At 61.6% G+C, this 22,528-nt stretch carries 23 protein-coding genes and 2 pseudogenes; 8 read left to right on the top strand and 17 right to left on the bottom strand.

The window, feature by feature from the left end:
* Positions 1 to 128: 128 nt before the first annotated feature.
* Positions 129 to 623 (bottom strand): glycosyl-4,4'-diaponeurosporenoate acyltransferase CrtO family protein, encoded by a 495-nt coding sequence (locus tag GWK36_RS14545; RefSeq protein ID WP_166272230.1) that lies wholly within the window; start codon positions 621 to 623, stop codon positions 129 to 131.
* Positions 624 to 883: 260 nt separating this feature from the next.
* Between GWK36_RS14545 and GWK36_RS14540 the strand changes: the two genes are divergently transcribed.
* The gene (locus GWK36_RS14540) at positions 884 to 1,111 is read left to right on the top strand and encodes a hypothetical protein (RefSeq protein WP_166272228.1); all 228 of its coding nucleotides are present in this window, start codon (positions 884 to 886) and stop codon (positions 1,109 to 1,111) included.
* 31 nt (positions 1,112 to 1,142) lie between these two features.
* Here the strand turns inward: GWK36_RS14540 and serS are convergent, their stop codons facing one another.
* The 7 genes and pseudogenes from serS to GWK36_RS14500 all read right to left on the bottom strand — a co-directional run bounded on the left by serS (position 1,143) and on the right by GWK36_RS14500 (position 7,685).
* Positions 1,143 to 2,417: a serine--tRNA ligase gene (serS, locus tag GWK36_RS14535; RefSeq protein WP_166272226.1), complete on the bottom strand. Its 1,275-nt coding sequence runs from the start codon at positions 2,415 to 2,417 to the stop codon at positions 1,143 to 1,145.
* Between the two features lie 34 nt (positions 2,418 to 2,451).
* Positions 2,452 to 3,051, bottom strand: a complete 600-nt coding sequence (locus GWK36_RS14530) for a class I SAM-dependent methyltransferase (RefSeq protein ID WP_166272224.1) — start codon at positions 3,049 to 3,051, stop codon at positions 2,452 to 2,454.
* Between the two features lie 157 nt (positions 3,052 to 3,208).
* Positions 3,209 to 3,898: an endonuclease III domain-containing protein gene (locus tag GWK36_RS14525; protein ID WP_166272222.1), complete on the bottom strand. Its 690-nt coding sequence runs from the start codon at positions 3,896 to 3,898 to the stop codon at positions 3,209 to 3,211.
* Positions 3,899 to 4,916 (bottom strand): annotated as a pseudogene (locus GWK36_RS14520) (GlgC family sugar phosphate nucleotidyltransferase).
* A 15-nt stretch (positions 4,917 to 4,931) separates the two neighbouring features.
* On the bottom strand, positions 4,932 to 6,380 hold the full coding sequence (gene hldE, locus GWK36_RS14510; protein ID WP_166272216.1) for a bifunctional D-glycero-beta-D-manno-heptose-7-phosphate kinase/D-glycero-beta-D-manno-heptose 1-phosphate adenylyltransferase HldE: 1,449 nt from the start codon (positions 6,378 to 6,380) through the stop codon (positions 4,932 to 4,934).
* Positions 6,340 to 7,092: a polysaccharide deacetylase family protein gene (locus GWK36_RS14505; RefSeq protein WP_166272214.1), complete on the bottom strand. Its 753-nt coding sequence runs from the start codon at positions 7,090 to 7,092 to the stop codon at positions 6,340 to 6,342. Before GWK36_RS14505 ends, hldE begins: the two co-directional genes overlap by 41 nt.
* A 29-nt stretch (positions 7,093 to 7,121) precedes the next feature.
* The gene (locus GWK36_RS14500; protein WP_166272212.1) at positions 7,122 to 7,685 is read right to left on the bottom strand and encodes a Uma2 family endonuclease; all 564 of its coding nucleotides are present in this window, start codon (positions 7,683 to 7,685) and stop codon (positions 7,122 to 7,124) included.
* Between the two features lie 178 nt (positions 7,686 to 7,863).
* On the opposite strand from GWK36_RS14500, the gene mnmA reads away from it, so the two are divergent.
* The 4 genes from mnmA (at position 7,864) to hflD (ending at position 10,583) form a co-directional block, all read left to right on the top strand.
* Positions 7,864 to 8,967, top strand: coding sequence for a tRNA 2-thiouridine(34) synthase MnmA (gene mnmA / locus GWK36_RS14495; protein WP_166272210.1), 1,104 nt, complete (start codon positions 7,864 to 7,866; stop codon positions 8,965 to 8,967).
* Between the two features lie 71 nt (positions 8,968 to 9,038).
* A complete protein-coding gene (locus tag GWK36_RS16215) occupies positions 9,039 to 9,203 on the top strand; it encodes a hypothetical protein (RefSeq protein ID WP_210756793.1) in 165 nt (54 codons plus the stop codon).
* Positions 9,196 to 9,885, top strand: a complete 690-nt coding sequence (locus tag GWK36_RS14490; protein ID WP_425482766.1) for a transposase — start codon at positions 9,196 to 9,198, stop codon at positions 9,883 to 9,885. Before GWK36_RS16215 ends, GWK36_RS14490 begins: the two co-directional genes overlap by 8 nt.
* Before the next feature lie 74 nt (positions 9,886 to 9,959).
* Positions 9,960 to 10,583, top strand: coding sequence for a high frequency lysogenization protein HflD (gene hflD, locus GWK36_RS14485; protein ID WP_166272208.1), 624 nt, complete (start codon positions 9,960 to 9,962; stop codon positions 10,581 to 10,583).
* A gap of 51 nt (positions 10,584 to 10,634) precedes the next feature.
* Here the strand turns inward: hflD and radC are convergent, their stop codons facing one another.
* On the bottom strand, positions 10,635 to 11,309 hold the full coding sequence (gene radC / locus GWK36_RS14480) for a RadC family protein (RefSeq protein ID WP_166272206.1): 675 nt from the start codon (positions 11,307 to 11,309) through the stop codon (positions 10,635 to 10,637).
* A 152-nt stretch (positions 11,310 to 11,461) separates the two neighbouring features.
* Between radC and coaBC the strand changes: the two genes are divergently transcribed.
* On the top strand, positions 11,462 to 12,670 hold the full coding sequence (gene coaBC / locus GWK36_RS14475) for a bifunctional phosphopantothenoylcysteine decarboxylase/phosphopantothenate--cysteine ligase CoaBC (RefSeq protein WP_166272204.1): 1,209 nt from the start codon (positions 11,462 to 11,464) through the stop codon (positions 12,668 to 12,670).
* Between the two features lie 203 nt (positions 12,671 to 12,873).
* Positions 12,874 to 13,770 (top strand): acetylglutamate kinase, encoded by an 897-nt coding sequence (gene argB, locus GWK36_RS14470; protein WP_166272202.1) that lies wholly within the window; start codon positions 12,874 to 12,876, stop codon positions 13,768 to 13,770.
* A gap of 35 nt (positions 13,771 to 13,805) precedes the next feature.
* On the opposite strand, the gene GWK36_RS14465 is transcribed toward argB, so the two are convergent.
* The 5 genes from GWK36_RS14465 to glnL form a co-directional block, all read right to left on the bottom strand.
* Entirely contained in the window at positions 13,806 to 14,204 is a 399-nt protein-coding gene (locus GWK36_RS14465; RefSeq protein ID WP_166272200.1) for a hypothetical protein, read from the bottom strand.
* A gap of 80 nt (positions 14,205 to 14,284) precedes the next feature.
* A complete protein-coding gene (locus GWK36_RS14460) occupies positions 14,285 to 14,974 on the bottom strand; it encodes a transposase (RefSeq protein ID WP_425482766.1) in 690 nt (229 codons plus the stop codon).
* Positions 14,967 to 15,131: a hypothetical protein gene (locus GWK36_RS16210; protein ID WP_210756793.1), complete on the bottom strand. Its 165-nt coding sequence runs from the start codon at positions 15,129 to 15,131 to the stop codon at positions 14,967 to 14,969. The genes GWK36_RS14460 and GWK36_RS16210 overlap by 8 nt, the downstream gene beginning before the upstream one ends.
* A 75-nt stretch (positions 15,132 to 15,206) precedes the next feature.
* Positions 15,207 to 16,628, bottom strand: a complete 1,422-nt coding sequence (ntrC, locus tag GWK36_RS14455) for a nitrogen regulation protein NR(I) (protein WP_166272198.1) — start codon at positions 16,626 to 16,628, stop codon at positions 15,207 to 15,209.
* Positions 16,625 to 17,698, bottom strand: coding sequence for a nitrogen regulation protein NR(II) (gene glnL / locus GWK36_RS14450; RefSeq protein ID WP_166272196.1), 1,074 nt, complete (start codon positions 17,696 to 17,698; stop codon positions 16,625 to 16,627). Before glnL ends, ntrC begins: the two co-directional genes overlap by 4 nt.
* Before the next feature lie 255 nt (positions 17,699 to 17,953).
* On the opposite strand from glnL, the pseudogene GWK36_RS14445 reads away from it, so the two are divergent.
* Positions 17,954 to 18,656: pseudogene (locus tag GWK36_RS14445) on the top strand (IS5 family transposase).
* 61 nt (positions 18,657 to 18,717) lie between these two features.
* Here the strand turns inward: GWK36_RS14445 and GWK36_RS14440 are convergent.
* The 3 genes from GWK36_RS14440 to GWK36_RS14430 all read right to left on the bottom strand — a co-directional run bounded on the left by GWK36_RS14440 (position 18,718) and on the right by GWK36_RS14430 (position 22,355).
* The gene (locus GWK36_RS14440) at positions 18,718 to 19,227 is read right to left on the bottom strand and encodes a DUF4124 domain-containing protein (RefSeq protein ID WP_166272194.1); all 510 of its coding nucleotides are present in this window, start codon (positions 19,225 to 19,227) and stop codon (positions 18,718 to 18,720) included.
* Between the two features lie 209 nt (positions 19,228 to 19,436).
* The gene (glnA, locus tag GWK36_RS14435; RefSeq protein WP_166272192.1) at positions 19,437 to 20,840 is read right to left on the bottom strand and encodes a glutamate--ammonia ligase; all 1,404 of its coding nucleotides are present in this window, start codon (positions 20,838 to 20,840) and stop codon (positions 19,437 to 19,439) included.
* Between the two features lie 345 nt (positions 20,841 to 21,185).
* Positions 21,186 to 22,355 carry a cation diffusion facilitator family transporter gene (locus tag GWK36_RS14430; protein WP_343033125.1) on the bottom strand — a complete coding sequence of 390 codons (1,170 nt, stop codon included), beginning with the start codon at positions 22,353 to 22,355 and terminating at the stop codon, positions 21,186 to 21,188.
* Positions 22,356 to 22,528: the final 173 nt, after the last annotated feature.

Here is a 22,528-nt window from a genome sequence, read left to right as displayed (position 1 = left end):
TTTGCCATCCTCCTCGCCTTGAAGGACGGGGCTTGTCGCGCATTGGGCCATCTGAGTGGGCCTCGTTGCAAGGCGGTGGCGGAAAATCCCCTGATGGGAGAGACGGAACGCTTGGTCAAATGCCCGGCCTATCGCTCGGCCTGATGAGGTGAAGCGAGGCTGCGCTCTTGTTTGCCGGCAATGACCCGCTGGATGCGGGCGCGGTTGTAACGCTGCACCAGGATGAATGGCACATTGATCAAGCCGCCGTATAAGACCATGATCAGGACCAGCCACCAGGGGGTCCAGAGGAAAAAGCTTAAGGCTAGCGCCCAGGTGAGCCAGTGCCCAAGCTCGGCACGGCTGGTCTCCTGGGCAAAACGCTCAAGATAGGCGCGATCGCGCCCTTTGAGATGGCGTTTGGCAAAGCCCCCTTCCAACAGGTCACCGCCATCGGGCAGATGGATCTTCCAGCAGCGGACGCCGAGGGGCTCATAGATGCGCCCACCGCGTTCCCAGCCATAGGTCTCCCCCACAATAGGTAGACGCGCGATCCAGGCAAGCGGCAGGCGCTGGACCATATAGCCCGCGCCGAGATGAAAGCCGATCCAAAGCAGGGCGCAGAGCGCAATAAAGGACAGCATGCTCAGTTATATCGATGAGGCCCTTGATCCCTGATCATATACCTCCGGTGATCTGCGCGGATGGCGCCCTATCATTGGGCACATCCGCTCGGCGCACCCGATCCGCTATAACGGTATAAAGAGCTAGGCACCTCTCGCGTCTTGGAGGATGCACCGCTCAATCTGAATCAGGCACAGCGCTAGAATGAACCCATGGCAGGGCGTCTGATGATGACCGTCGGGGCACTAGCGTTGTGTTTTCCCGGAGAACGCATCTTCAGATGGGTGTCCGAAAAGGCATCGAACAAGGAGTTGAACGAGGGATCACTCAAGGCCGGCTGTCGGGCGAACAGGCGGCGCTCAAGACAGTGATCGAGGGGCGTTTCGGACCATTGCCAGCATGGGTAGATGAGTGCATCGCCCGGCTGACCGAAGAAACCGAGATCGACGCCTACATCCGGGCTGCGGCAACCGCCGACTCCCTGGACTCACTCTTTGGCCAGTGTTGATCCCGGGCGCAACCACCTGTGCGCCTACCCCTTATGCCAAACGCTCCAGCCCACCCATGTAGGGCCGCAAGGCTTCGGGCACTAGGATACTGCCATCGGCCTGTTGGTAGTTTTCGATCACCGCAACCAGGGTGCGCCCGACAGCCAAACCCGAGCCATTGAGCGTATGCACGAGTTCCGGCTTGCCGGTCTCTGGGTTGCGCCAGCGCGCCTGGAGCCTACGCGCCTGAAAATCCCCGAAGTGGCTGCAGGATGAGATCTCGCGATAGGTCCCTTGTCCTGGCAGCCAGACCTCCAGGTCATAGGTTTTACAAGCAGAAAAGCCTAGATCGCCGGTGCAGAGGCTCACCACGCGATAGGGCAGCCCCAGGCGCTGCAGGATGGCCTCCGCATGGCCGGTGAGCGCCTCGAGCGCCTGTGGCCCCTCCTCGGGTCGGACGATCTGGACGAGTTCGACCTTCTCGAACTGATGCTGGCGGATCATGCCGCGGGTGTCCTTGCCGTATGAGCCTGCCTCGCTGCGAAAGCAGGGGGTATGGGCGACCCATTTGCAGGGCAGCTCCTCGGGTTCGAGGATGCGCTCGCGCACCAAATTGGTGACCGGCACCTCTGCGGTTGGGATCAGATACAGGGTCCGCTCGCCTGGAACCTTGAAGAGATCAGCCTCGAACTTGGGCAATTGCCCCGTTCCACGCAGACAGTCGGCATTGACCAGATAGGGGACATAGACCTCGGTATAGCCGTGCTGCTGGGTGTGGACATCGAGCATGAACTGGATGAGCGCACGCTGGAGACGCGCCAAGGGGCCAGAGAGGGTAACGAAACGCGCGCCAGATAACTTGGCAGCCGCTTCAAAGTCCATCCAACCGTACTGTGACCCCAGATCGACATGATCCTTGGGCGCAAAGGCGAAGATTGGCGGGGTTCCCCACCGCCGCTCCTCGCGATTGTCCGACTCCCCCCGCCCCTCGGGGACGCTGGGATCGGGGATGTTGGGCAGGGTCAAGGCAACCTCGTCAAGCGCCGTCTGGATGCCGGCAAGCTGTGCTTCGGCGGCCTTGAGCTGATCGCCGAGATCGGCCACCTCGGCCAATAGGGGTTCGATGTTCTGACCCTCTGCCTTGGCGCGCCCAATCGCCTTGGAGCGCGTATTGCGCAGGTTTTGCAGTTCCTGGACCTGGATCTGGAGCTGTTTGCGCTCGGATTCGAGCGTCTGGAGACGTGCGGTATCAATGGTAAGACCACGGCGTGCCAGCTGAGCGGCCACCCAAGCGAGGTCAGTGCGCAACAAACGGGGATCGAGCATCGCGGTGTCCTATGACAGACGGGGATTTGGTTGTTTAGCCTTCGCGTCCATTCTTCCAGAACGCAGCGCTGAAGTCGGTCGCCAGATAGCCCTCGCGGATCTCGCAGTCGACGCCTAGCTCGCGGGCTAGGGCGCGGATCTCACGGGGCAGATATAGGTTATAGATGGTGGAGGTATTCCAACCCTTGAGCAGATTGAAGACAAACCCCAGGCGACTGGCATCGAGACAGCGTTCGATGAAACAGCGCGTCTCCTTGCGGGTAAAGGTATTCATCGCCCCGCTACAGAGATAGACATCGGCTGGGGGGAGCTCGCTCGATTCATCGAGGATATCGCAAAGCAGGATCTCGCAACCGGTGCGCCGGCGCGCCGCCTCGACCATCGGCGCCATGACGTCGATCCCAATATAGCGTCCCACCACCTCACCCTGACGGGTGAGATACAGATACAGATCGCCAAAACCGCAGCCTGCATCCACGAGCGTTAGACCCGATAGGTCAGGGGATAAGAATTCACGCAAGACGCGAAAACGCACCTCTTGATTATCGACCGAGTTCCACTGCACGCCGCGCGGCGTCTCGCCGTGGACCTCAAAGGCGCAGCCATAAAAGAGTTTGGTATCAACGCGTGGCATGATCTATCTGGTACCGTCGATGTCGTCGTCATTGCGGCGCAAGGCAGAGGCGAACGAGAGGACTGCCGTCGCTCATCCCCCTCATCCCGTACTGACCGAACGGGTGTAGCGCCGGTGTCCCAAAGACAGGGGGTGACGGGTGAGATGCCCTTGCCCCCTAGGTCAACACCGAAACAGGTAGAGTGCACTGCCCATTCAGCACACACCCAGAACAGCGCGGGCGGGCGCCGCAGACCTGTTTGGCGTGCTCGACCAATAGCGCATGGTACTCCTGATAGAGCCCGACGTCAGGCCCGAGCGCCGATTCAAAGGCCAGGCGCAGGGTCTCATAGGGCTCATCGCCCCGGATCAGGGCCAGGCGCGTAAAGATCCGGCGCGTATAGGCATCGATCACAAAGACGGGGCGGGCAAAGGCATAGAGCAGGATATCATCCGCCGTCTCCGGCCCGATCCCCTTGATCGAAAGCAGCCGCTGGCGCAGCGTTGAGGTCGGCAGACCCGCTAGCCCATCCCAGCCACCGGATGCCTGATAAAACAGACAAAATTCGCGCAGCCGCTGCGCCTTGACGTTGAAATAACCGGCAGGGCGGATGAGCTCGGCCAGTACAGCGGGCGTAAGGCCCAAGATCGTCTCGGCAGCGAGTGCGCCCCGGGCCTTGAGGTTTTCGATCGCCCGTTCGACGTTCGCCCAGGCAGTGTTTTGGGTGAGGATCGCCCCGATCATGACCTCGAAGGGCGTTTCGGCGGGCCACCAGCCCTGAGGTCCATAGGCGGTCAATAAGAGAGCGCAGATATCGCGCAGTGCGGCGGGGGCGAACTCAGGGCGATGGGTAATGGAGATCGCCATTCATTCGGGGCCGATCGAATCCCCCGTGACCACTACCACCCCATCCGGCGAGACCAGAAAACGCTCGCGGTCGCGTTTGAGATCCAGCCCGATCTGCTCGCCCGGGGCAATGGCGATCCCCTTTTCGATGATACAGCGGCGAAGATGGGCGCCTGCCCCTATCTGTACCCCCTGGAACAGGATCGAGTCCTCGACGATCGCCCCGTCCTCGATCTTGACCTGGGGATATAGGATCGAATGATTGACCCCGCCGCCGCTGATCACCGTCCCTGCCGCCAACATCGAGTTGAAGAACACCCCCTCGGTGCCGCTCAGGGGCCCAGGGACCGTGCGTGCCGGCGGGCACTGGCCCTGATAGGTGCGGATGATCCAATCCGGTTGATAGAGGTCGAGCGGCGGGTCGGGGCGCAACAGCGACAGATTGGCCTGATAATAGGCATCGATCGAAGCCAGATCGCACCAGAAGCGATCGGGCGTCACCCGCCCACGTGTCTCGCCGAAGCGATAGGCAAAGACCCCAAGCCCCAGATGATCGGCGATCAGGTCGTGCGCGAGATCCCGATCCTTGCCCCTGCCGCGCTCGTAGGCAAAGACACAGACCCCCATAGTCTCCCAGACCTCGCCCTCGTCTGGCGCCTCACCTTCGCCTGGGGCAGAGAGCGCCTGGACCCGATCGGAGCCGTCGAGCAAGACGCGCGCCGCAAATGACAGCAATCTCATGTCTCGTCTTTCCATGCCCACAACATCAGGACAGCTCACTCAATTTCAAAAGCATGTGTTTCTTATCAATAAAGATCGACCAGCCGTCGCGCAGGTGTTTTTGGAGCGAATGGCTCTTATATTGGGTCAGCACCAGGATCTGGCGCAACCTAGAGTGCAGACAGTTGGTCAATACAAAATCGATGACCCGATACTTACTGCCGAACGGCACTGCCGCCTTGGTGCGCTCGCGGGTCAGGGCCTCGAGCCCCTGACCGCGGTCGTAGGCGAGGATGAGGGTGAGGGTGTTGGAAGGCATGAAAAGGTCTCTCCTTTAGGAATCGCGCAGGGCGCGGATGATCCCGCTCGTCGACCGTCCAGGCACGAGATCGATGATCCGCACCTCGCCGCCCTGGGCGATGACAAACTCGGCGCCGGCGATCTCTTCGATCCGATAGTCGCCGCCCTTGACCAGGATATCCGGGCGCACCGCAAGGATCAGGTCCTCCGGGGTGTCTTCGCTAAATGGAGAGACCCAATCGACGGCGGCGAGTCCGGCGAGGACCGCCATGCGTTGTTCGAGGGTGTTAACCGGTCGGCCTGGGCCCTTGAGCCGACGTACCGAGTCATCGTCGTTGACCGCCACGATCAGCCGGTCGCCTAGGCGCTTGGCTGCCTGGAGGTAGGTGACATGTCCATCGTGCAGGATGTCGAAACAGCCATTGGTCATCACGATCCGCTCGCCGGCGGCGCGCGCCGCCGCGACCGCCGCCAGCAAAGACTCGCGATCCAGGATCGGTTGCCAAACGGCCCCGCGGTAAGCGCGTTCGAGCTCAAGGACGCTGAGGCTTGCGGTGCCCAGCTTGCCGACCACCAGTCCGGCTGCACAATTGGCCAGGGCACAGGCGTCGGCAAGGCCCACACCTGCGCCCAAGGACGCGGCCAAGACCGCGATCACCGTGTCACCGGCGCCGGTGACGTCATAGACCTCGCGCGCGCGGGTCGGCAGGTGCAGGGTCTTGCCCGCGTGCACCAAGATCATCCCCCGTTCGCCGAGGGTGACAACGAGCGCCTCCAGACCGAGCTCAAGGCGCAGGGCCTCGGCGCGCTCGCGCAGCCTCGCATCGTCCGGACAGGGCCCAACCACCGCCTCGAGTTCGGCGCGATTGGGGGTGAGCAACAAAGCGCCGCGATAGCGCGCAAAGTCGCGCCCCTTGGGATCGACCAGGACGGGCTTGCCCTGGGCGCGGGCCAGGGCAATGAGGGGTCTGGGGTCGGCAAGCGTCCCCTTGGCGTAGTCCGAGAGCACCAAGAGGTCATACTCGGTCAGCAGGTGGGCGATGAGGTCCGGCAGGGGATCTGCGCCCTCGGGGGCGAGCGATTGCTCAAAATCCAAGCGGATGAGCTGCTGGTGGCGGCTCAGCACCCGTAGCTTGGTGATGGTCGGGACCCCGGGTCGGCGCACAAGACCCAGCGCGATCCCCTGGGCCTGGAGCTGCCCTTCCAAGGCCGCCCCCGCATCATCCGTCCCGATGACGCCGGCAAGCGCTGTCCTTGCCCCGAGACGCGCGAGGTTCAGGGCTACATTGGCCGCCCCGCCCGGACGATCCTCGGCAGATGCTACCCGTACCACCGGTACTGGCGCCTCGGGCGAGATGCGACAGGTCTCGCCACTCCAATAGCGATCGAGCATGAGGTCGCCGACGACCAGGACGCGGGCCTGTCTGAAATCGGGGAAGGGCTCAGGGGCGGCGCCAGGTTGTAAGCTCGGGTTTGGGGGCATGTTTGAGGCTCAGTTTCCAGACATAGCCCAATAGGCTATCGCCAAAGGAGATCGCCTTGCGCGGCAGGGCCAGGGGGTGATCCTGGGGTGTTGCTGCACCGCGCAGACAGGTGACGGCGCTCTGATAGCCGCACTCAGGGGCAAGCTCAAGGGTCACCGCGTTAAAACTGCCGAACGGATAGCAAAGATGTACCACGGGCGCGCCGAGCAGGTCTTCGAGTGCGGCGCGGCTGTCTGCAAGCTGTTTGCGCTGTTGCTTGGGCGAGAGCTCAGCAAGCCTTAAATGATCGACCGTATGCGAGCCGATCATCATTCCCGCGGCATGGAGCTCGCGCAGACGCGCGCCGCTCAAGAGGCGAGGGATCGGGCGCCCTGGGTCCTTGGCGAACCACTCGGCGCGCCGCCCGAGATAGCCGCTGATCGCATAGACGATGGCAGGAAGCCGATGGCGCTCCAAGACCGGCCAGGCATGCTCGGCGAAGTTCTCATAGGCATCGTCGAAGGTCAGGACCAGGGCGCGTCGGGGGAGCGGCTGCTGACCGTAAAGCCCGGCGAGCGCCGTTTCTAGATCGATCACCTGATAAAAACGCGCTACCAGCTCCATCTGCGCGGAGAAACGCCGATGGTCGCAATAATTGGCGCGATGCTTCCTCATCGGCCTAAACTCGCCGACCTGGTGATACATCAGGATCGAGACGCGGGGATGTTGCATGCGAGCGCTAGTCCCTGGGGCGAGGGGGCTCAGCCGGGGAAGCACTCTGCGACCGCCGGTTGGATCTCCGCCCCAGCGATCTGGATAGCCAAGCTCTCAGCCTGCGCCGCCCGAAGCGTGCGATAGCAGCTAGCAGCGGGGTCCGGATCGCGGTGGTCGTAGAGTGTGTGTCTGCTGAGGTCCAAGACCCAAGAGCGGGCAGTCCCCGCGTCCGCATAGCGGGTAAGCTTGGGCCCGAGATCGAGGTGCTGGCTGTGATCCATGATCTCGACCAGGAGTAAGAGGTTTTGGGGTCCGGGGTGGGATCGGGCATACGAATCGGCACGCAGGTCGGGATAGGCCTCGGTGTATTCATCGAACACCAGCGGCCCTCGGACGCTGAGGATGGCGCGCCCCACTACGGGTGGCGTCAAGCACATCGCCAGGCAATCGGTCGCCCCGCGCTGCTGAGGTCCCATCGGGCTCATCTTTTGCGGTGTTCCGTCGATCAGCTCGACCCGCTCCCCTTTGGCAAGGGCCCCGACTTCAGTCAGGCGGTGAAACTGTTTGCAGCTAAAACGATGGATTGGCCTCTCCAGCTCGATCGCGTTCATACTCACTTACCTCCTGACTGAAACAGATCAACACGCAAACCTTATCGTCTGTATGGTCCGTCCAGCCTGGCAAGATGGCCATTGTATGTGAAACGCCCATGCTAGATGATGGTCTTGTCCCGCCATGTCCGCGATGGGGTGGGATTTGCCCTCTAGGTTCGCGTTCTATCCTGTCATCATGAAGACACCTCACCAACATAAGATCATCGTCGGGCTTTCCGGCGGCGTCGATTCGGCGATCGCTGCTTATCGGCTCATCGAATCCGGCCAGCGGGTCGAGGCTGTGTTCATGAAGAACTGGGAGGAGGACGACCGGCCAGGCTATTGTGCAGCGGCTGCAGATCTCGCCGACGCGCGCGCGGTTGCCGAGCGGCTGGGGATCGAGCTCCATACGGTCAATTTCGCCGCCGAATACTGGGATAGGGTCTTCGCCTATTTTTTGCGCGAATATCGGGCGCTGCGCACCCCCAACCCCGATGTACTTTGTAACTCGGAGATCAAGTTCGCCGCCTTCCTGGACTATGCCTTGGCGCTCGGGGCCCAGGCCATCGCCACCGGCCATTATGCGCGGCTGGTCGTGGGTGAAGAGGGCTATGAGCTCCATCGCGCTCGGGATGAGGGTAAGGATCAGACCTATTTTTTGCACCGCCTCGATCAGGGTCAGCTTGCACACGCCTGTTTTCCACTGGCGGACCTCACCAAACCCGAGGTGCGGGCGCTTGCCCAACGGCTTGATCTGCCCAATGCCGCGAAAAAGGACAGCACAGGTATCTGTTTCATCGGCGAGCGGCGATTTGCCGAGTTTCTCGCGCGTTATCTGCCCTCCGAGCCCGGGGCGATCGAGACCCCCGAAGGGATATGGCTTGGCGAACATCAGGGGCTCGCCCATTACACCATTGGTCAGCGCCAGGGGCTTGGCATCGGCGGGGTCCGGGGCCAACAGGAGGCGCCCTGGTATGTCGCTGCCAAGGACCCCGTCCATAACCGCCTGATTGTGGTCCAGGGACAGGATCATCCCCTGCTCTTGTCACACCTCCTTGAGGCGAGCAACCTGCATTGGATCAGCGGTCAGCCGCCGTCCGTACCACTGCGCTGTCTTGCCCGTCTGCGCCATCGCCAGCCGTTGCAGCCTTGTGAGCTGATCGCCTGCGATGCCTCGATCTGCCAGGTGCGCTTTGCTCGACCCCAGCGGGCGGTGACCCCAGGTCAGTCGATCGTGTTCTATCAGGGGACGCGCTGTCTCGGTGGGGCGATCATTGAGCGCGGGTTGCGGTTAGACTGATATTGATAAGAAACACATGCTTTTGAAATTGAGTGAGCTGTCCAGATGTCGTGGGCATGGAAAGACGAGACATGAGATTGCTGTCGTTTGCGGCGCGCGAAGAGCGGCGGCGTGGCTGGAGGTATGAAGCGATAGGCGCGCAGAGGGGATTGTTGGGCGCAGGGGTGTTCGACATCTGCAAAGGCTATGGGCGCGAAGGGGCCCAAGGGCAAGCGGGGTGGGTGCAAGGTGGGTGAGAAGCGGGCGCTGTTGGCGGAGCAGGACGCCCAGATACGCAAGCTCATGTGCGACGGGACACCGGATCAGCTGAAGCTGCCGTTTGCGCTGTGGAGCCGGCAGGCGGTGCGGCAGTTGATCCTCGGCTGTTTTGGCATCGAGCTCAGGCCGCAGGGGGAGGGCAAGTACATGGTGCGCTGGGGATTGACGCCCCAGAAACCGATTCGGCGCGCCTATGAGCAAAGCCCGCAGGTGGGCAAGACGCCCGAGATTCGCATCACGCACCGTCGCGAAGGCCTGTCGGTGATCTCGACGCTGACCAACCGCGGCAAGGTGCCTTGGAAGGCGTTCGCGGGGGCGATGAACGCCGACATCCTGATCGACTTCATGAAGCGGCTGGTCAAGGACGCCAGGGGCAAGAAGATCTTCCTCATCCTCGACAACCTGCGCGTGCATCACACCAAGCCGGTCAAGGCCTGGCTGGCTGCATGCGCCAATCAAATCGAGGCCTCCTCCCTCCCCCCCTACAGCCCAGCACTGAACCCCAACGAGATGCTCAAGGCCACCATCACCGCGCAGGCGCCCTCCCGCGCCAAGGGCGATCTGAAGAAGGCGACCGTCAGCCACCTGCGCCGCCTTCTCAATTCCCCCCAACGCATCATGCGCTACTTCCAGCATCCCAAGCTCCATGATGCCGCGTAATACAAGTTCATTGGTTTCGGATCAATAACATAACGAGTCAATGCATCTTGCATCTTTAAGAGCGATCGAGAGCCATGCCGCATACCGATTATGAGCGGGCCATTGCGCTCGCGGGTCTCTATCAAGCCATCCAAGGCGTCATTGCCTGTGCGCGCGAGGGCACTGCTGATCCCGAGCTGATGCGGCCCTGTCTGTATAGCCTGTTTCAGATCGAAGCGCCGGATGTCGATGCGGTGTTTGGCGAGGGGGGGGCTGTTGTACCCGGGGCGCGCCTGCTCGTCGCCCATCTGACCGGACGGTTTGATCTGGAGCTCGCCCGCTATGTGGTACAGGTCGTCAAGCTCGAACGCAAGCTCGACGCGCGTCAGGACTTGCAACAGATCATCCGCGAAGGCATCTTAGCTATCGACCCCCAGGGAAGAGATCTGCTCGATCCCGAACTGATCGGCCAGCTTGCCAGGCTTTATACCCAGACCCTCAGCCGGCTCGAACCGCGCATCCTGGTCCACGGCGATCCCCAACATCTGCGCGACCCGCGCAATCAAGACCGCATCCGCGCCCTCTTGTTGGCCGCGGTGCGGGCTGCCCGTTTGTGGCGTCAGCTTGGCGGCGCTCGCTGGCAGTTTATCTTCAAGGGGCGGGCGATCCACAAAGCGGTATTGCACTATCTCGACAGCACAGCCACCAGCAAGGATTGAGCGACCCGCCCTGCGTCAACCGATGTGCCCAGGCGGGTGGGGCAGGTGTTTTTACAGCAATCCCCGCTCGGCAAACGAGGTCCCCCGCCCATCGCCGACGATGATGTGATCCAGAACGCGGACATCGATCAGTGCGAGTGCCTCTTTGAGCCTGCGGGTGATGGCCAGATCCGCCTCGCTGGGTTCGGCCATACCGGAGGGATGATTGTGGGCAAGGATCACCGCCGCGGCATTGGTCTCGATCACCCGACGCACTACCTCGCGCGGATGGACGCTGGCCCCATCGATGGTCCCGCGAAAGAGCTCCTCATAGCGGATCACACGGTGGCGGTTGTCGAGAAACAAACAAGCAAAGACCTCGTGTGGGCTGCCATAAAGCCTAAGTTTCAGATAATCGCGCGTAGCATCGGGATTGGTGAGGACATCGCGCTCGCTTAAAGCCGTCAAGAGATACCTGCGGCTCAATTCCAAGGCGGCCTGGAGCTGGGTATATTTGGCCATCCCAAGCCCCTTGGCGGCGCACAGACGCTTGGGATCGGCGGTCAGGAGTTGGCTGAAGCCCTCAAACTCGGCAAGGAGATCGCGCGCCAGCTCGACGGCGTTTCTACCGCGCACTCCGGTGCGCAGAAAGATGGCCAAGAGCTCGGCGTCTGACAGGGCCCCGGCCCCGAGCCGCATCAGCTTTTCGCGCGGGCGCTCACCCTCTGGCCAGTCGCGGATCGACATCGCCGCGGTCCTTCTGTGAGACGGTCAAACCGTCCGCGATTAGAGCCGCTTTTGTACCCGGTCGTCCATCCCTCGAGGGCGTGCAGGTCGAGAGCGTGACCGCGGCATGCTAACCTCTGGACAGGATAAAGACAGACTATCAGCGAGGCGTTATGGCCCAATCCCCATATGGGCTCAAGATCCTCTTGGGTATCGGCGGCAGCATCGCGGCCTATAAATCCGTCGATCTGGTGCGCAGGCTTAAGGAACGCGACGCCGATGTGCGGGTGATCATGACCAAAGCGGCGGCGGCATTCGTCACGCCCCTGACCTTTCAAGCGCTCTCGGGCCATCCGGTGCGCGTCGAGCTCTTGGACCCGCTTGCCGAGGTCGGGATGGATCATATCGAGCTTGCACGCTGGGCAGACCGACTCCTGATCGCACCGGCGACCGCAGACATCATCGGCCGTCTGTCAGTGGGGCTGGCCAATGACCTATTGACGACCGTGGCCCTGGCCAGTCGGTCACCCTTGTATCTTGCGCCGGCCATGAACCAGGCGATGTGGTATCACCCCGCCACCCAGCAGAATATTGCCACCCTGCGCGGGCGTGGGGTCAGGATCCTTGGGCCTGCCGAGGGCGATCAGGCCTGCGGCGAGCAAGGGCCCGGGCGGATGCTGGAGCCTGCAGAGATCGTCGAGGAGATCTGCACTGTCTTGCCTGGTCTGCTTGCCGGCGTGCGGGCACTGGTCACCGCGGGGCCCACGCGCGAGCCCTTGGACCCCGTGCGCTTCATCGGCAACCGCAGCTCGGGTCGCATGGGGTTTGCCCTGGCCGAGGCATTAGAAGAGCTCGGGGCGATGGTGACCCTCATTGCTGGCCCCACCCTCTTACCCCTGCCTTGTGTGACCAAGCATGTCCAGATTGAGACCGCCTTGGAGATGTATAAGGCGGTGATGGCGCGGGTCGCCGAGTGCGATCTCTTTGTTGCGACCGCTGCGGTCACCGATTACCGGCCTGCGGCTCCTGCGCCGACCAAGATCAAAAAGGAGACCGAGGCATTGACCGTCGAGCTTGTGCGCAACCCAGACATCCTCGCCGAGGTCGCGGCCAGGCGCCCTGCGCCCTTCACCGTCGGTTTCGCCGCCGAGACCGATCATCTCGAGGACTATGCCCGCGACAAGCTCGAACGCAAGGGGGTTGATCTCATCGCGGCCAATCAGGTCGGGGGACTCGTCGGGGGATTCGAGCGCGCCGAGAATGCACTGACCGTGCTCTGGCGCGGTGGGCGCAAGGAGTTGCCGCTGATGGACAAACACAGACTGGCGCGCGAGTTGGCACTCCTCATCGCCGAGCGCTATCGGGCGCATGCGGGCGGTTGAGGCGAGTACCTCCCCCGTCGCTTCAAGCCGGATGAGGGATATGCTTTTTGATCGGGCACACCGGCAGGCGGGTGTCTGATGGATCGACCGGATTCCGGATTGCGCCGGAATCACGGCACCTTCCAGCCCTCCACTTGCCTCCCGCTCGGCGTTAGGCATTATCCTTTGAAATCTTCCCTTTCAGCGACCTAGGTCAACCCGAGATGTCACTTTCCACCGAGCGCGCCCATACCGTCGCCCATGTCCTGATCGAGGCCCTGCCCTATATCCGCCGCTTCCAGGGCAAGACCCTGGTGATCAAATACGGCGGCAACGCCATGACCGATGAGCGGCTCAAGGCATCCTTCGCCCGCGACATCGTGTTGATGAAGCTCGTCGGCATCAACCCAGTGATCGTCCACGGCGGTGGCCCCCAGATCGGCTCGCTCTTGAATCGGCTCGGCAAGGCGAGTGAGTTCGTCCAAGGGATGCGGGTGACCGACGCCGAGACCATGGACGTCGTCGAGATGGTCCTAGGCGGCTTGGTCAATAAAGAGATCGTCAATCTGATCAACCGGCACGGCGGACCGGCAGTGGGACTGACCGGCAAGGACGGGGATCTCATCCGCGCGCGCAAGCTCTTGATCAAACGGGATGCGCCCGAGCTCCAGGAGCCCGAGATCATCGATCTGGGGCATGTCGGCGAGGTCGAGAGCATCGATCCTGCGATCGTGCACATGCTGGTACAGGGCAATTTCATCCCGGTGATCGCCCCGATCGGGATGGGGGCCGATGGCTTTTCCTACAACATCAACGCCGACCTGGTCGCGGGCAAACTGGCAGAGGTCCTCAAGGCCGAAAAGCTCTTGCTTTTGACCAATACCGAGGGTCTGCTCGATGCCGAGGGTCGCTTGATCCCAGAGATCGATGTCGCGCGCGTTCACGCCTTGATCAAGTCAGGGGTGATCCACGGCGGCATGTTACCCAAGGTCCGCTGTGCGCTCGAGGCAGTGCAATCTGGGGTCAAGACCGCCCATATCATCGACGGGCGGGTCGAACATGCCGTGTTGCTGGATCTGTTCACTGACTCGGGGGTCGGGACCCTGATCCGCAACCGCTGAGGTGCAGCGGGCGCCGTGCCCGCCGCTTCCTGGGGTCAGCCTGGGCGCAGATGCTCGATGTATTTGGGCACATCGCGCATCTCAAGCCGCGCGTCCCTGCCCGTGGCGCATAGCCGAGACAGCGTCCCCTCGAATCTGAGCTCGCAGCGGATCGCGCCGCGGTCGGCGAAGGGTAGAGGGATCATGTCGCGATAGACATAGATGTTGGCCTCGAGGTCGCCGCCGGCGCAGACCAATGGGCCCTCGGGCGGGCGTTCCGGGACCTCGGCGTCTTCAATGATGAGCGATCCGGCCTGCCACCAACGTGTGCGCTCGATCGATCCCGTCATGGTCTTGATGAGATAGGCGCGGGCGAAACGGATCTCGAGGATATCGCCTGCGAGAGCGATCTCCTCGATCTCCGAGCCCTTGAGCTCAATGCTGGTGCTGTCCATCTGGAGTCCTCCGCTTTTGAGAGCAAATGACCAAGGCTGTCAGAGCTTCTTTTTATTGATCCGAAACCAATGAACTTGTATTACGCGGCATCATGGAGCTTGGGATGCTGGAAGTAGCGCATGATGCGTTGGGGGGAATTGAGAAGGCGGCGCAGGTGGCTGACGGTCGCCTTCTTCAGATCGCCCTTGGCGCGGGAGGGCGCCTGCGCGGTGATGGTGGCCTTGAGCATCTCGTTGGGGTTCAGTGCTGGGCTGTAGGGGGGGAGGGAGGAGGCCTCGATTTGATTGGCGCATGCAGCCAGCCAGGCCTTGACCGGCTTGGTGTGATGCACGCGCAGGTTGTCGAGGATGAGGAAGATCTTCTTGCCCCTGGCGTCCTTGACCAGCCGCTTCATGAAGTCGATCAGGATGTCGGCGTTCATCGCCCCCGCGAACGCCTTCCAAGGCACCTTGCCGCGGTTGGTCAGCGTCGAGATCACCGACAGGCCTTCGCGACGGTGCGTGATGCGAATCTCGGGCGTCTTGCCCACCTGCGGGCTTTGCTCATAGGCGCGCCGAATCGGTTTCTGGGGCGTCAATCCCCAGCGCACCATGTACTTGCCCTCCCCCTGCGGCCTGAGCTCGATGCCAAAACAGCCGAGGATCAACTGCCGCACCGCCTGCCGGCTCCACAGCGCAAACGGCAGCTTCAGCTGATCCGGTGTCCCGTCGCACATGAGCTTGCGTATCTGGGCGTCCTGCTCCGCCAACAGCGCCCGCTTCTCACCCACCTTGCACCCACCCCGCTTGTCCTTGGGCCCCTTCGCGCCCATAGCCTTTGCAGATGTCGAACACCCCTGCGCCCAACAATCCCCTCTGCGCGCCTATCGCTTCATACCTCCAGCCACGCCGCCGCTCTTCGCGCGCCGCAAACGACAGCAATCTCATGTCTCGTCTTTCCATGCCCACGACATCAGGACAGCTCACTCAATTTCAAAAGCATGTGTTTCTTATCAATAAGAGTTAGGCATCATCTGCTGATGCCGAATCGTCCAGGTGCAATTCCTTGAGCTTGCGGGTCAGGGTATTGCGCCCCCAACCCAGCAGACGCGCGGCCTCCTGCCTTCGCCCACCGGTCTGCTCTAGGGCTACCTGGATCAGGGTGCGCTCAAACAGCGGCAAGGCGTCATCGAGCAGGGCTGCGCCGCCCTCCAGTAGCCGCTGCTGTGCCCACCGCCGCAGTGCCTGTTCCCAAGCGGTGGCATCGGCTGTCGGTTCAACCGACGTGCCCTGGATTTCGGGCGGCAGGTCATCGGCGTGGATATACTTGCCCGCAGCCATGACCGTTAGCCAACGGGCGGTATTTTCCAATTGCCGGACATTGCCTGGCCAGTCGAAGTGTTTGAGATGCTTGATGGCCTCTGGGCTGAGGGTCTTAGGCTCACAATCCAGTTCGCGCGCGGCCTGGGCCAAGAAATGGCGCATCAACAAGGGGATGTCCTCGCGCCGCTCGCGCAGGGGCGGCAGGCGGATGCGGATCACATTGAGCCGGTGGAAGAGATCCTCACGAAACCGGCCCTGGCGGACGAGCTGTTCGAGGTCTTGATGGGTTGCGGCGATGATCCGGACATCCACCCGTACCGGCGCCAGACCGCCGACCCGGTAGAACTCGCCGGTCGCAAGCACCCGCAAAAGCCGAGTCTGGAGCTCGGGCGGCATGTCGCCGATCTCGTCGAGAAACAGGGTGCCGCCGTCGGCCTGCTCAAACCGCCCCTCGCGCTTGGACTGGGCACCGGTAAAGGCGCCGCGCTCATGCCCGAAGAGCTCTGATTCCAAGAGGTCGCGCGGGATCGCCGCCATGTTGAGGGCGATGAAAGGGTGATCGCGTCTGGGGCTGTGACGATGCAGGGCACGAGCAACCAGTTCTTTGCCGGTGCCGGACTCACCGTTGATGAGCACCGTCACATGGGACCGTGCCAGACGCCCGATGGCGCGAAAAACCTCCTGCATAGCCGGCGCCTCACCGACCAACTCGGGTGCGGTCGCGCTGATCGTTTCCTCAGGCTGCTCCGCTCGCCCACGCCGGCAGGCGCGGTTGATCTGGCTGATCGCCTCGTCGATGTCGAACGGCTTGGGCAGATATTCAAAGGCACCGTCCTGAAAGGCCGAGACCGCGCTCTCGAGATCCGTATGGGCGGTCATGATGATCACCGGCAAATGGGGATGACGACTGGTGACCTGGCGCAATAGCTCTAGACCGTCGATCCCTGGCATGCGGATATCGGTGAGGATGACATCGGGACGGTTGCGCTCCAAGGCGCCCATCACACCGACCCCGTCAACGAAACAGGTTACCTCCATACCGGCCTTGCGCAGCGCCCGCTCCAAGACCCAGCGGATCGAGCGGTCGTCATCGATGACCCAGACGCAGGGCGCGCGTGTCATGGATTTGGCTCCAGCGGTAGATAGACATAGAAGACCGTATCGCCTGGACGGCTCTCATACTCGATCAATCCACCGTGTTGGTTGATCATTTCCTGGGCGATCGATAATCCGAGACCCGTGCCGTCCGGCCGCCCCGAGACCATGGGATAAAAGATCCGATCGCGGATCTCCTCGGGGATACCTGGCCCGTTATCACGCACCTGGACCTCGAGGATCAACCGGTGTCGCCGCCCACCGATCGTGAATTGATGCCTAACCCGAGTCTTCAACTGCAGCAGCCCCCCAGGCCCAGCGGCAATAGCTGCATTGCGGGCGAGGTTGAGTATGGCCTGGATCAGCCGGTCCTGGTCGGCCAAGAAATCTGGGATACTAGGGTCATAGTCGCGCTGGATCTGGGGACCACCCGGCGATTCGGCTTGGATCAGACCGCAGACGTGCTCAAGGACATGATGGATATTCACCGGCGCGCGTCTCAAGCGGCGATAAGGTCCGATCAGGCGATCGACCAGGGCCTGGAGACGATCGGCCTCATCGATGATGATCCGGGTATATTCGCGCAGCGCCGTATCATTCAATTCCCGTTCTAAGAGCTGAGCCGCCCCGCGCAGCCCGCCGAGCGGGTTTTTGACCTCATGGGCCAAGCCCCGCAGCAGGGCCTGGATTGCCTGATGCTGGGCGAGGATCTGTTCCTCGCGGCTAATCCGTAATTGCCGATCGACCTGGGTGAGCTCGACCAAGACCTCGGCGTCTGCATCAAAATGGTGCAAAGGCAGGACTGTGCAATTCACCGTCTTGGGGCGCCCCTCGCCGATCAGGATCGGGAGCTCGCGCTCGGTGAATGGATGGCCTGAGCTCAGCGCCACCCGCAGACGCTCTTTGACCCTAGGGTCCGTGCAGGGCAGGAGTCGCTCCGCCTGTTGACCGAGCAGATGACGGGCGCTGAGCTCGAATAAAACCTCGGCCGCCGGGTTGAGATAGACGAGATGCAATCTGGCATCGAAGAGCAAGACCGCGGTGTTGAGATGGTCCAGGATACGGCGCTCAATGCCTGGGGATGTCGCAATGGCCATGATGCGAGGTTCTTCCCTCCTGTGCCCGCCAGACTGCACCTCGGGGTATGTGCCTTTGGAATGGCACGGTCTCTAGGTCCTCTTCTCAATCGTGCGCATAGTGCTATGTCATATGCAAGCGAGGTTGCATAAATCGTTCACAGTCACTGACATGGCGAGGGGCTGTTCACAGTGGGTGAAGTCTGGTCATATCCTGACTTTTGCGCAGGAGTCAGGATGGAGCGGAAGATGTTATGAGATGAGCGGTGGGCACGCATTGAGCAGCTGTTACCGGGGAAGAAGAGCGATCCGGGTTGCACAGCGAGGGACAACCGGCGCGTTGTCGAAGCCGTGCTCTGGATCATGCGCACCGGCTGTCTGTGGCGCGATTTGCCAGCCGAGCTGGGCCACTGGCACCGGACATATGTGCGTTTCTCGCGCTGGCGCGAGAAAGGTGTTTGGGAGCGCGTGGCCGCCGCACTGCAAGGCGATGCCGACATGGAGCATCTGTTCATCGACTCGACCATCGTGCGCGCCCACTCACATTCTGCTGGCGCCCCAAAAAAGCGGGCCAACAGGAAATCGGTCGCTTGCGGGGCGGGTTGACGACCAAACTGCACGTTGCGGTGGATGCCTTGGGCAATCCGCTGCGCGTCATTCTCTCGGCAGGGCAGGTCGCCGACATCGAGCAGGCCGCGGCGTTGATCCAGGACCAACCGACCGAGTGCGTCATTGCCGACAAGGGTTACGACTCGGATGCCCTTGTCGAAACGGTGACCGCACAGGGCAGCCAGGCGGTCATCCCCCACGCTCCAACCGACTCAATCCGCGCTCGTTCAACCGGCATCTCTACAAAAACCGCAATCTGATCAAGCGCTTCTTCTGTCGCATCCAGCAATTCAGACGCATCGCCACGCGCTACGACAAGCTCGCCTCGCCTTCCCTGTCGTTCGTTTATCTGGCTTGCACCATCGCCTGATTGACTTGATTGAGAATACACCCTAGGACCTTGCGGGGTGAACAGCAAGAAGAATGCTAGATCAAGGCAACTCGCCAGGCGCGCTGGGCAGTTTCAGCTCAAAGATGCGGGAGGCGGATTGGGCGACGATCCGGTCGTCTGGACCCCAAACCTGAATCTGGAGCCGATGGCGACCCGCCTCAAGTCCTTTCAAGCGCAATTGGGTCTGATTGCGATCGAGCACCATGACCCTGTTATCGATCATGAGGCGCAGTTGATGTCCCTCGACGAGCGCAGGTTCCAGATACAGGCTTACCGCTACCCCCTGAGCGGGATCGCTTAGGGTCTGATCGCTGGTCGGCGTCAAGAGCGCGACCTGACTATAGGGACCCGGATAGTGTTCATCCGGCGAGTTGGGGCCCGGCGCTGGCGGCGGCTGGATCTGCCTGCCGCTCTGGATATCGAGCCTTTCGGCGCTGGGGATACGCTGGTCGGAGAAGTGCACTCGTCCCTCGGCATCGACCCAGCGATAGATCTCGGCCTGGACGGAGAGGGGAATGAACAGCGACAAGAGAAACAGGCATCTGGTCATGATCACATCCGCTAGGCAGTCTCGGGTTGAACCAGGCAACAGGGTGCTTGTTTTACCTCTCGCTGACAGTGAGATTCGGCTCGGCCAAGGGATTGGAGATCGGCCCTTTGCCCTGTTCCCCAGCGAGCGCAGCATGCCTGGAGAACCTTGGGCCTCGGAGAGGCCCAGATCCTCTGCCCCTCCGCGAGGGGGGCTATGCGCCCTGTGCCTTAGAGACTGTAGTACATATCGAACTCAACTGGATGGGTGGTCATGCGCAGGCGCGTGACCTCCTTCATCTTGAGCTCGATATAGGCATCGATCAGGTCATCGGTGAAGACGCCGCCGGCCTTGAGAAAATCGCGGTCCTTGTCGAGATACTCAAGCGCCATGTCGAGCGAATGACAAACCGTGGGGATCGACTTGGCCTCTTCAGGCGGCAGGTCATAAAGATCCTTATCCATGGGATCACCCGGATGGATCTTGTTCTGGATGCCATCCAGACCGGCCATCATCATGGCGGTAAAGGCGAGATAGGGATTGCCAGTCGAATCGGGGAAACGCACCTCGATACGCCGTGCCTTGGGGCTCGAGACATGCGGGATGCGGATCGAGGCCGAACGGTTGCGCGCCGAATAGGCGAGCATCACCGGCGCCTCGAAGCCCGGCACCAGGCGCTTGTAAGAATTGGTCGAGGCATTGGTGATGGCATTAAGGGCGCGGGCATGTTTGATAATCCCACCGATGTAATAGAGCGCCAGCTCGGATAGACCGCCATACTTGTCGCCGGCAAACAGGTTTTGCCCGTCCTTGGACAACGACTGATGGACGTGCATGCCATTGCCGTTGTCGCCGACCAGGGGCTTGGGCATAAAGGTCGCCGTCTTGCCATAGGCGTGGGCGACGTTTTGTACCACATACTTGAGGATCTGGGTCCAGTCAGCACGCTTGACCAGCGTAGCAAACTTGGTACCGATCTCGCATTGACCGGCGGTCGCCACCTCGTGATGATGGACCTCGACCGGTACGCCCATCTCCTCCAAGCTCAAGCACATGGCAGCGCGGATGTCATTGAGCGAATCGACCGGCGGGACCGGGAAATACCCACCCTTGACGCTCGGGCGATGGCCCATATTGCCGTCAGGGAAGACCTTTTCGGAGTTCCATTGGGCCTCTTCTGAATCGACCTTATAGAACGATCCGCTCATATCGGCGCCCCAGCGCACATCATCGAAGATGAAGAACTCGGGCTCGGGGCCGAAGAATGCGGCGTCTGCAATACCGGTGGATTTGAGATAGGCCTCGGCGCGCTTGGCGACCGAGCGGGGGTCGCGCTCATAGCCCTGCATGGTATCGGGCTCGAGCACATCGCAGCGCAGGATCAGGGTTGGCTCGTCAGCGAAGGGGTCCATGACCGCCGTTTCGGCCTCAGGCATGAGCACCATGTCGGAGGATTCGATGCCCTTCCAGCCGGCGATCGACGAGCCATCGAACATCTTACCGTCACGGAAGATGTCCTCAGTGATGGTGCTGGCGGGCACCGAGACGTGCTGCTCCTTGCCCCGGGTATCGGTGAAGCGGAAATCGACGAACTTCACCTCGTTTTCTTTGATCATCTTTATGACATCGGTCATCGAATCTGCCTCCGTGATAAGGATGTAAATGCGCTTGGCGCGCCGGCCCGCTTCCCGCCGACCCGCGACACCTGGGTGGAACCGTCACTGCATCTCGCCCGGCGCAGTGGCTCGCGTGACATAGGCAAGGATTGGACCAATTCGCCATGAATGGACCTCGTGCGCGGGTCAATCCTTCATCTGGAGGTAATCGCCCCTGCCAACACTCAATTTCTGTAGTTGTTGTTGACCCGGATGACATCCCGACTGGCTAGGGAGAGGGCGCCCCTGCTCAACCGGGTTGATACCCGCGACCGCACCATATTGGAGAATATCGCTCGCTCTTGCACCAATCAGGTGCATATTCTAGCCGAAATAGACCCGCAGACCGCTGAACACCGGATCGGCATGCAGTGCCTCGGCTAGGCGAGCGCGCAACCATTCCGGATCAAAGCCAGTCTGCCGGCAGGTGGCGAATGGAAAAAAGACCTCGACCTGGATGCGCCCGTTGAGATAATGCAGTAATAGGCGCTCGCGTTCTTTGGCCTGCGGAATCCCTGACCAGAGCTCATCCAGGCGCGCCAAGACATCGGCGCGCAGCGGCGGTAGGGAGCCAGAGGGTCGATCTTGATCGTCCTCGGGATCAATGTGCACCGTGATATCGCTGACCTCCAACTCCCGTTTGAGACGCTGTTCGACTAGGACGCTGATCAAATGTCCCTCCGAGACGCTGATCTCGGGATCGACCAGGACATGGACATCGGCGAGCACCTGGCCGCCGAGCCGCCGCGTGCGCAGCATGTGGATATCGCGTACCCCGCCGACCGAGCAGATGGTGCGGCGCATCTCAGCGAGATGATCGGACTCCACCCCAGTATCGACCAGCTCCTTGACTGCCCCCCAACCCATTTCCCAAGCGATATAGGCGATCATCAGGGCGACGATGAAGGCAGCGATGGCATCGAGATAGGGCAGGCCCGCCATGCTGCCCCCGATCCCGATCAGGACCACGATCGAGGAGATGGCATCCGAGCGATGGTGCCAGGCATTGGCGCGCAAGAGGTCTGACCCCACCCGCTTGGCATACCCCAGGGTCCACCAGTAGAGCCACTCCTTGACCCCGATCGATATGACCGCTGCCGCCAGCGCCAGTGGACCAGGCTGCCAGAGGGCCGAAGGCTCAAACAACCGCCAGACCGCATCCCAGCCGATCCCCAGGGCCACGGCCAGCAGCAGGAACCCCAAAAACAAGGTGGCCACGGTCTCATAGCGGGCATGACCGTATGGATGGGCCTGATCGGGCTGCTGGGCGGCATGATGGCCGGCGATATAGACCAGGGCGTCCGAGAGTAGATCAGAGAGCGAATGGATGCCATCAGCAACCAGGGCCTGGGAATGACCGATAAGCCCGATGAGGATCTTGAAGGCAGAAAGCAGAAGATTGATGACCGCGCTGATGACCGAGGTATGCGCGATCGCATGCTGGCGTCGGCTTAAGGCGTTCATGCGGTTTGGCTTGATTGATTGGCTGGCCACGGGTGCGCAGTATACTGCCTGGTATCGCCTGGTCGGAAAGCGAAAGATCCTTGAACAGCCAGCGTCTTCATCCGCGACGCGGTGATCCAAAGGTTTGAGTTCTGCTACGAACTGGTCTTAGAAGCTCCTCAAGCTTAGGCGAGAACAAAAGGGGTATCATCTGCTCTATGCGA

Origin of the sequence: Caldichromatium japonicum (genome assembly GCF_011290485.1) — a bacterium.
In the GTDB taxonomy this organism is placed as follows: domain Bacteria; phylum Pseudomonadota; class Gammaproteobacteria; order Chromatiales; family Chromatiaceae; genus Thermochromatium; species Thermochromatium japonicum.
Note: the sequence above shows the minus strand (reverse complement) of the source record. Positions and strands in the feature narration are given on the sequence as shown.

Excerpts from the sequence above, each read along its gene's own strand:
- GWK36_RS14540 (WP_166272228.1), top strand. The coding sequence starts at position 884 with ATGGGTGTCCGAAAAGGCATCGAACAAGGAGTTGAACGAGGGATCACT.
- hflD (WP_166272208.1), top strand. The coding sequence starts at position 9,960 with ATGCCGCATACCGATTATGAGCGGGCCATTGCGCTCGCGGGTCTCTAT.
- serS (WP_166272226.1), bottom strand. The coding sequence starts at position 2,417 with ATGCTCGATCCCCGTTTGTTGCGCACTGACCTCGCTTGGGTGGCCGCT.
- GWK36_RS14530 (WP_166272224.1), bottom strand. The coding sequence starts at position 3,051 with ATGCCACGCGTTGATACCAAACTCTTTTATGGCTGCGCCTTTGAGGTC.
- mnmA (WP_166272210.1), top strand. The coding sequence starts at position 7,864 with ATGAAGACACCTCACCAACATAAGATCATCGTCGGGCTTTCCGGCGGC.
- glnA (WP_166272192.1), bottom strand. The coding sequence starts at position 20,840 with ATGACCGATGTCATAAAGATGATCAAAGAAAACGAGGTGAAGTTCGTC.
- glnL (WP_166272196.1), bottom strand. The coding sequence starts at position 17,698 with ATGGCCATTGCGACATCCCCAGGCATTGAGCGCCGTATCCTGGACCAT.
- hldE (WP_166272216.1), bottom strand. The coding sequence starts at position 6,380 with ATGCCCCCAAACCCGAGCTTACAACCTGGCGCCGCCCCTGAGCCCTTC.
- ntrC (WP_166272198.1), bottom strand. The coding sequence starts at position 16,628 with ATGACACGCGCGCCCTGCGTCTGGGTCATCGATGACGACCGCTCGATC.
- GWK36_RS14465 (WP_166272200.1), bottom strand. The coding sequence starts at position 14,204 with ATGGACAGCACCAGCATTGAGCTCAAGGGCTCGGAGATCGAGGAGATC.
- GWK36_RS14500 (WP_166272212.1), bottom strand. The coding sequence starts at position 7,685 with ATGAACGCGATCGAGCTGGAGAGGCCAATCCATCGTTTTAGCTGCAAA.
- GWK36_RS16210 (WP_210756793.1), bottom strand. The coding sequence starts at position 15,131 with ATGAGATTGCTGTCGTTTGCGGCGCGCGAAGAGCGGCGGCGTGGCTGG.
- coaBC (WP_166272204.1), top strand. The coding sequence starts at position 11,462 with ATGGCCCAATCCCCATATGGGCTCAAGATCCTCTTGGGTATCGGCGGC.
- radC (WP_166272206.1), bottom strand. The coding sequence starts at position 11,309 with ATGTCGATCCGCGACTGGCCAGAGGGTGAGCGCCCGCGCGAAAAGCTG.
- argB (WP_166272202.1), top strand. The coding sequence starts at position 12,874 with ATGTCACTTTCCACCGAGCGCGCCCATACCGTCGCCCATGTCCTGATC.
- GWK36_RS14440 (WP_166272194.1), bottom strand. The coding sequence starts at position 19,227 with ATGACCAGATGCCTGTTTCTCTTGTCGCTGTTCATTCCCCTCTCCGTC.
- GWK36_RS14545 (WP_166272230.1), bottom strand. The coding sequence starts at position 623 with ATGCTGTCCTTTATTGCGCTCTGCGCCCTGCTTTGGATCGGCTTTCAT.
- GWK36_RS14505 (WP_166272214.1), bottom strand. The coding sequence starts at position 7,092 with ATGCAACATCCCCGCGTCTCGATCCTGATGTATCACCAGGTCGGCGAG.
- GWK36_RS16215 (WP_210756793.1), top strand. The coding sequence starts at position 9,039 with ATGAGATTGCTGTCGTTTGCGGCGCGCGAAGAGCGGCGGCGTGGCTGG.
- GWK36_RS14525 (WP_166272222.1), bottom strand. The coding sequence starts at position 3,898 with ATGGCGATCTCCATTACCCATCGCCCTGAGTTCGCCCCCGCCGCACTG.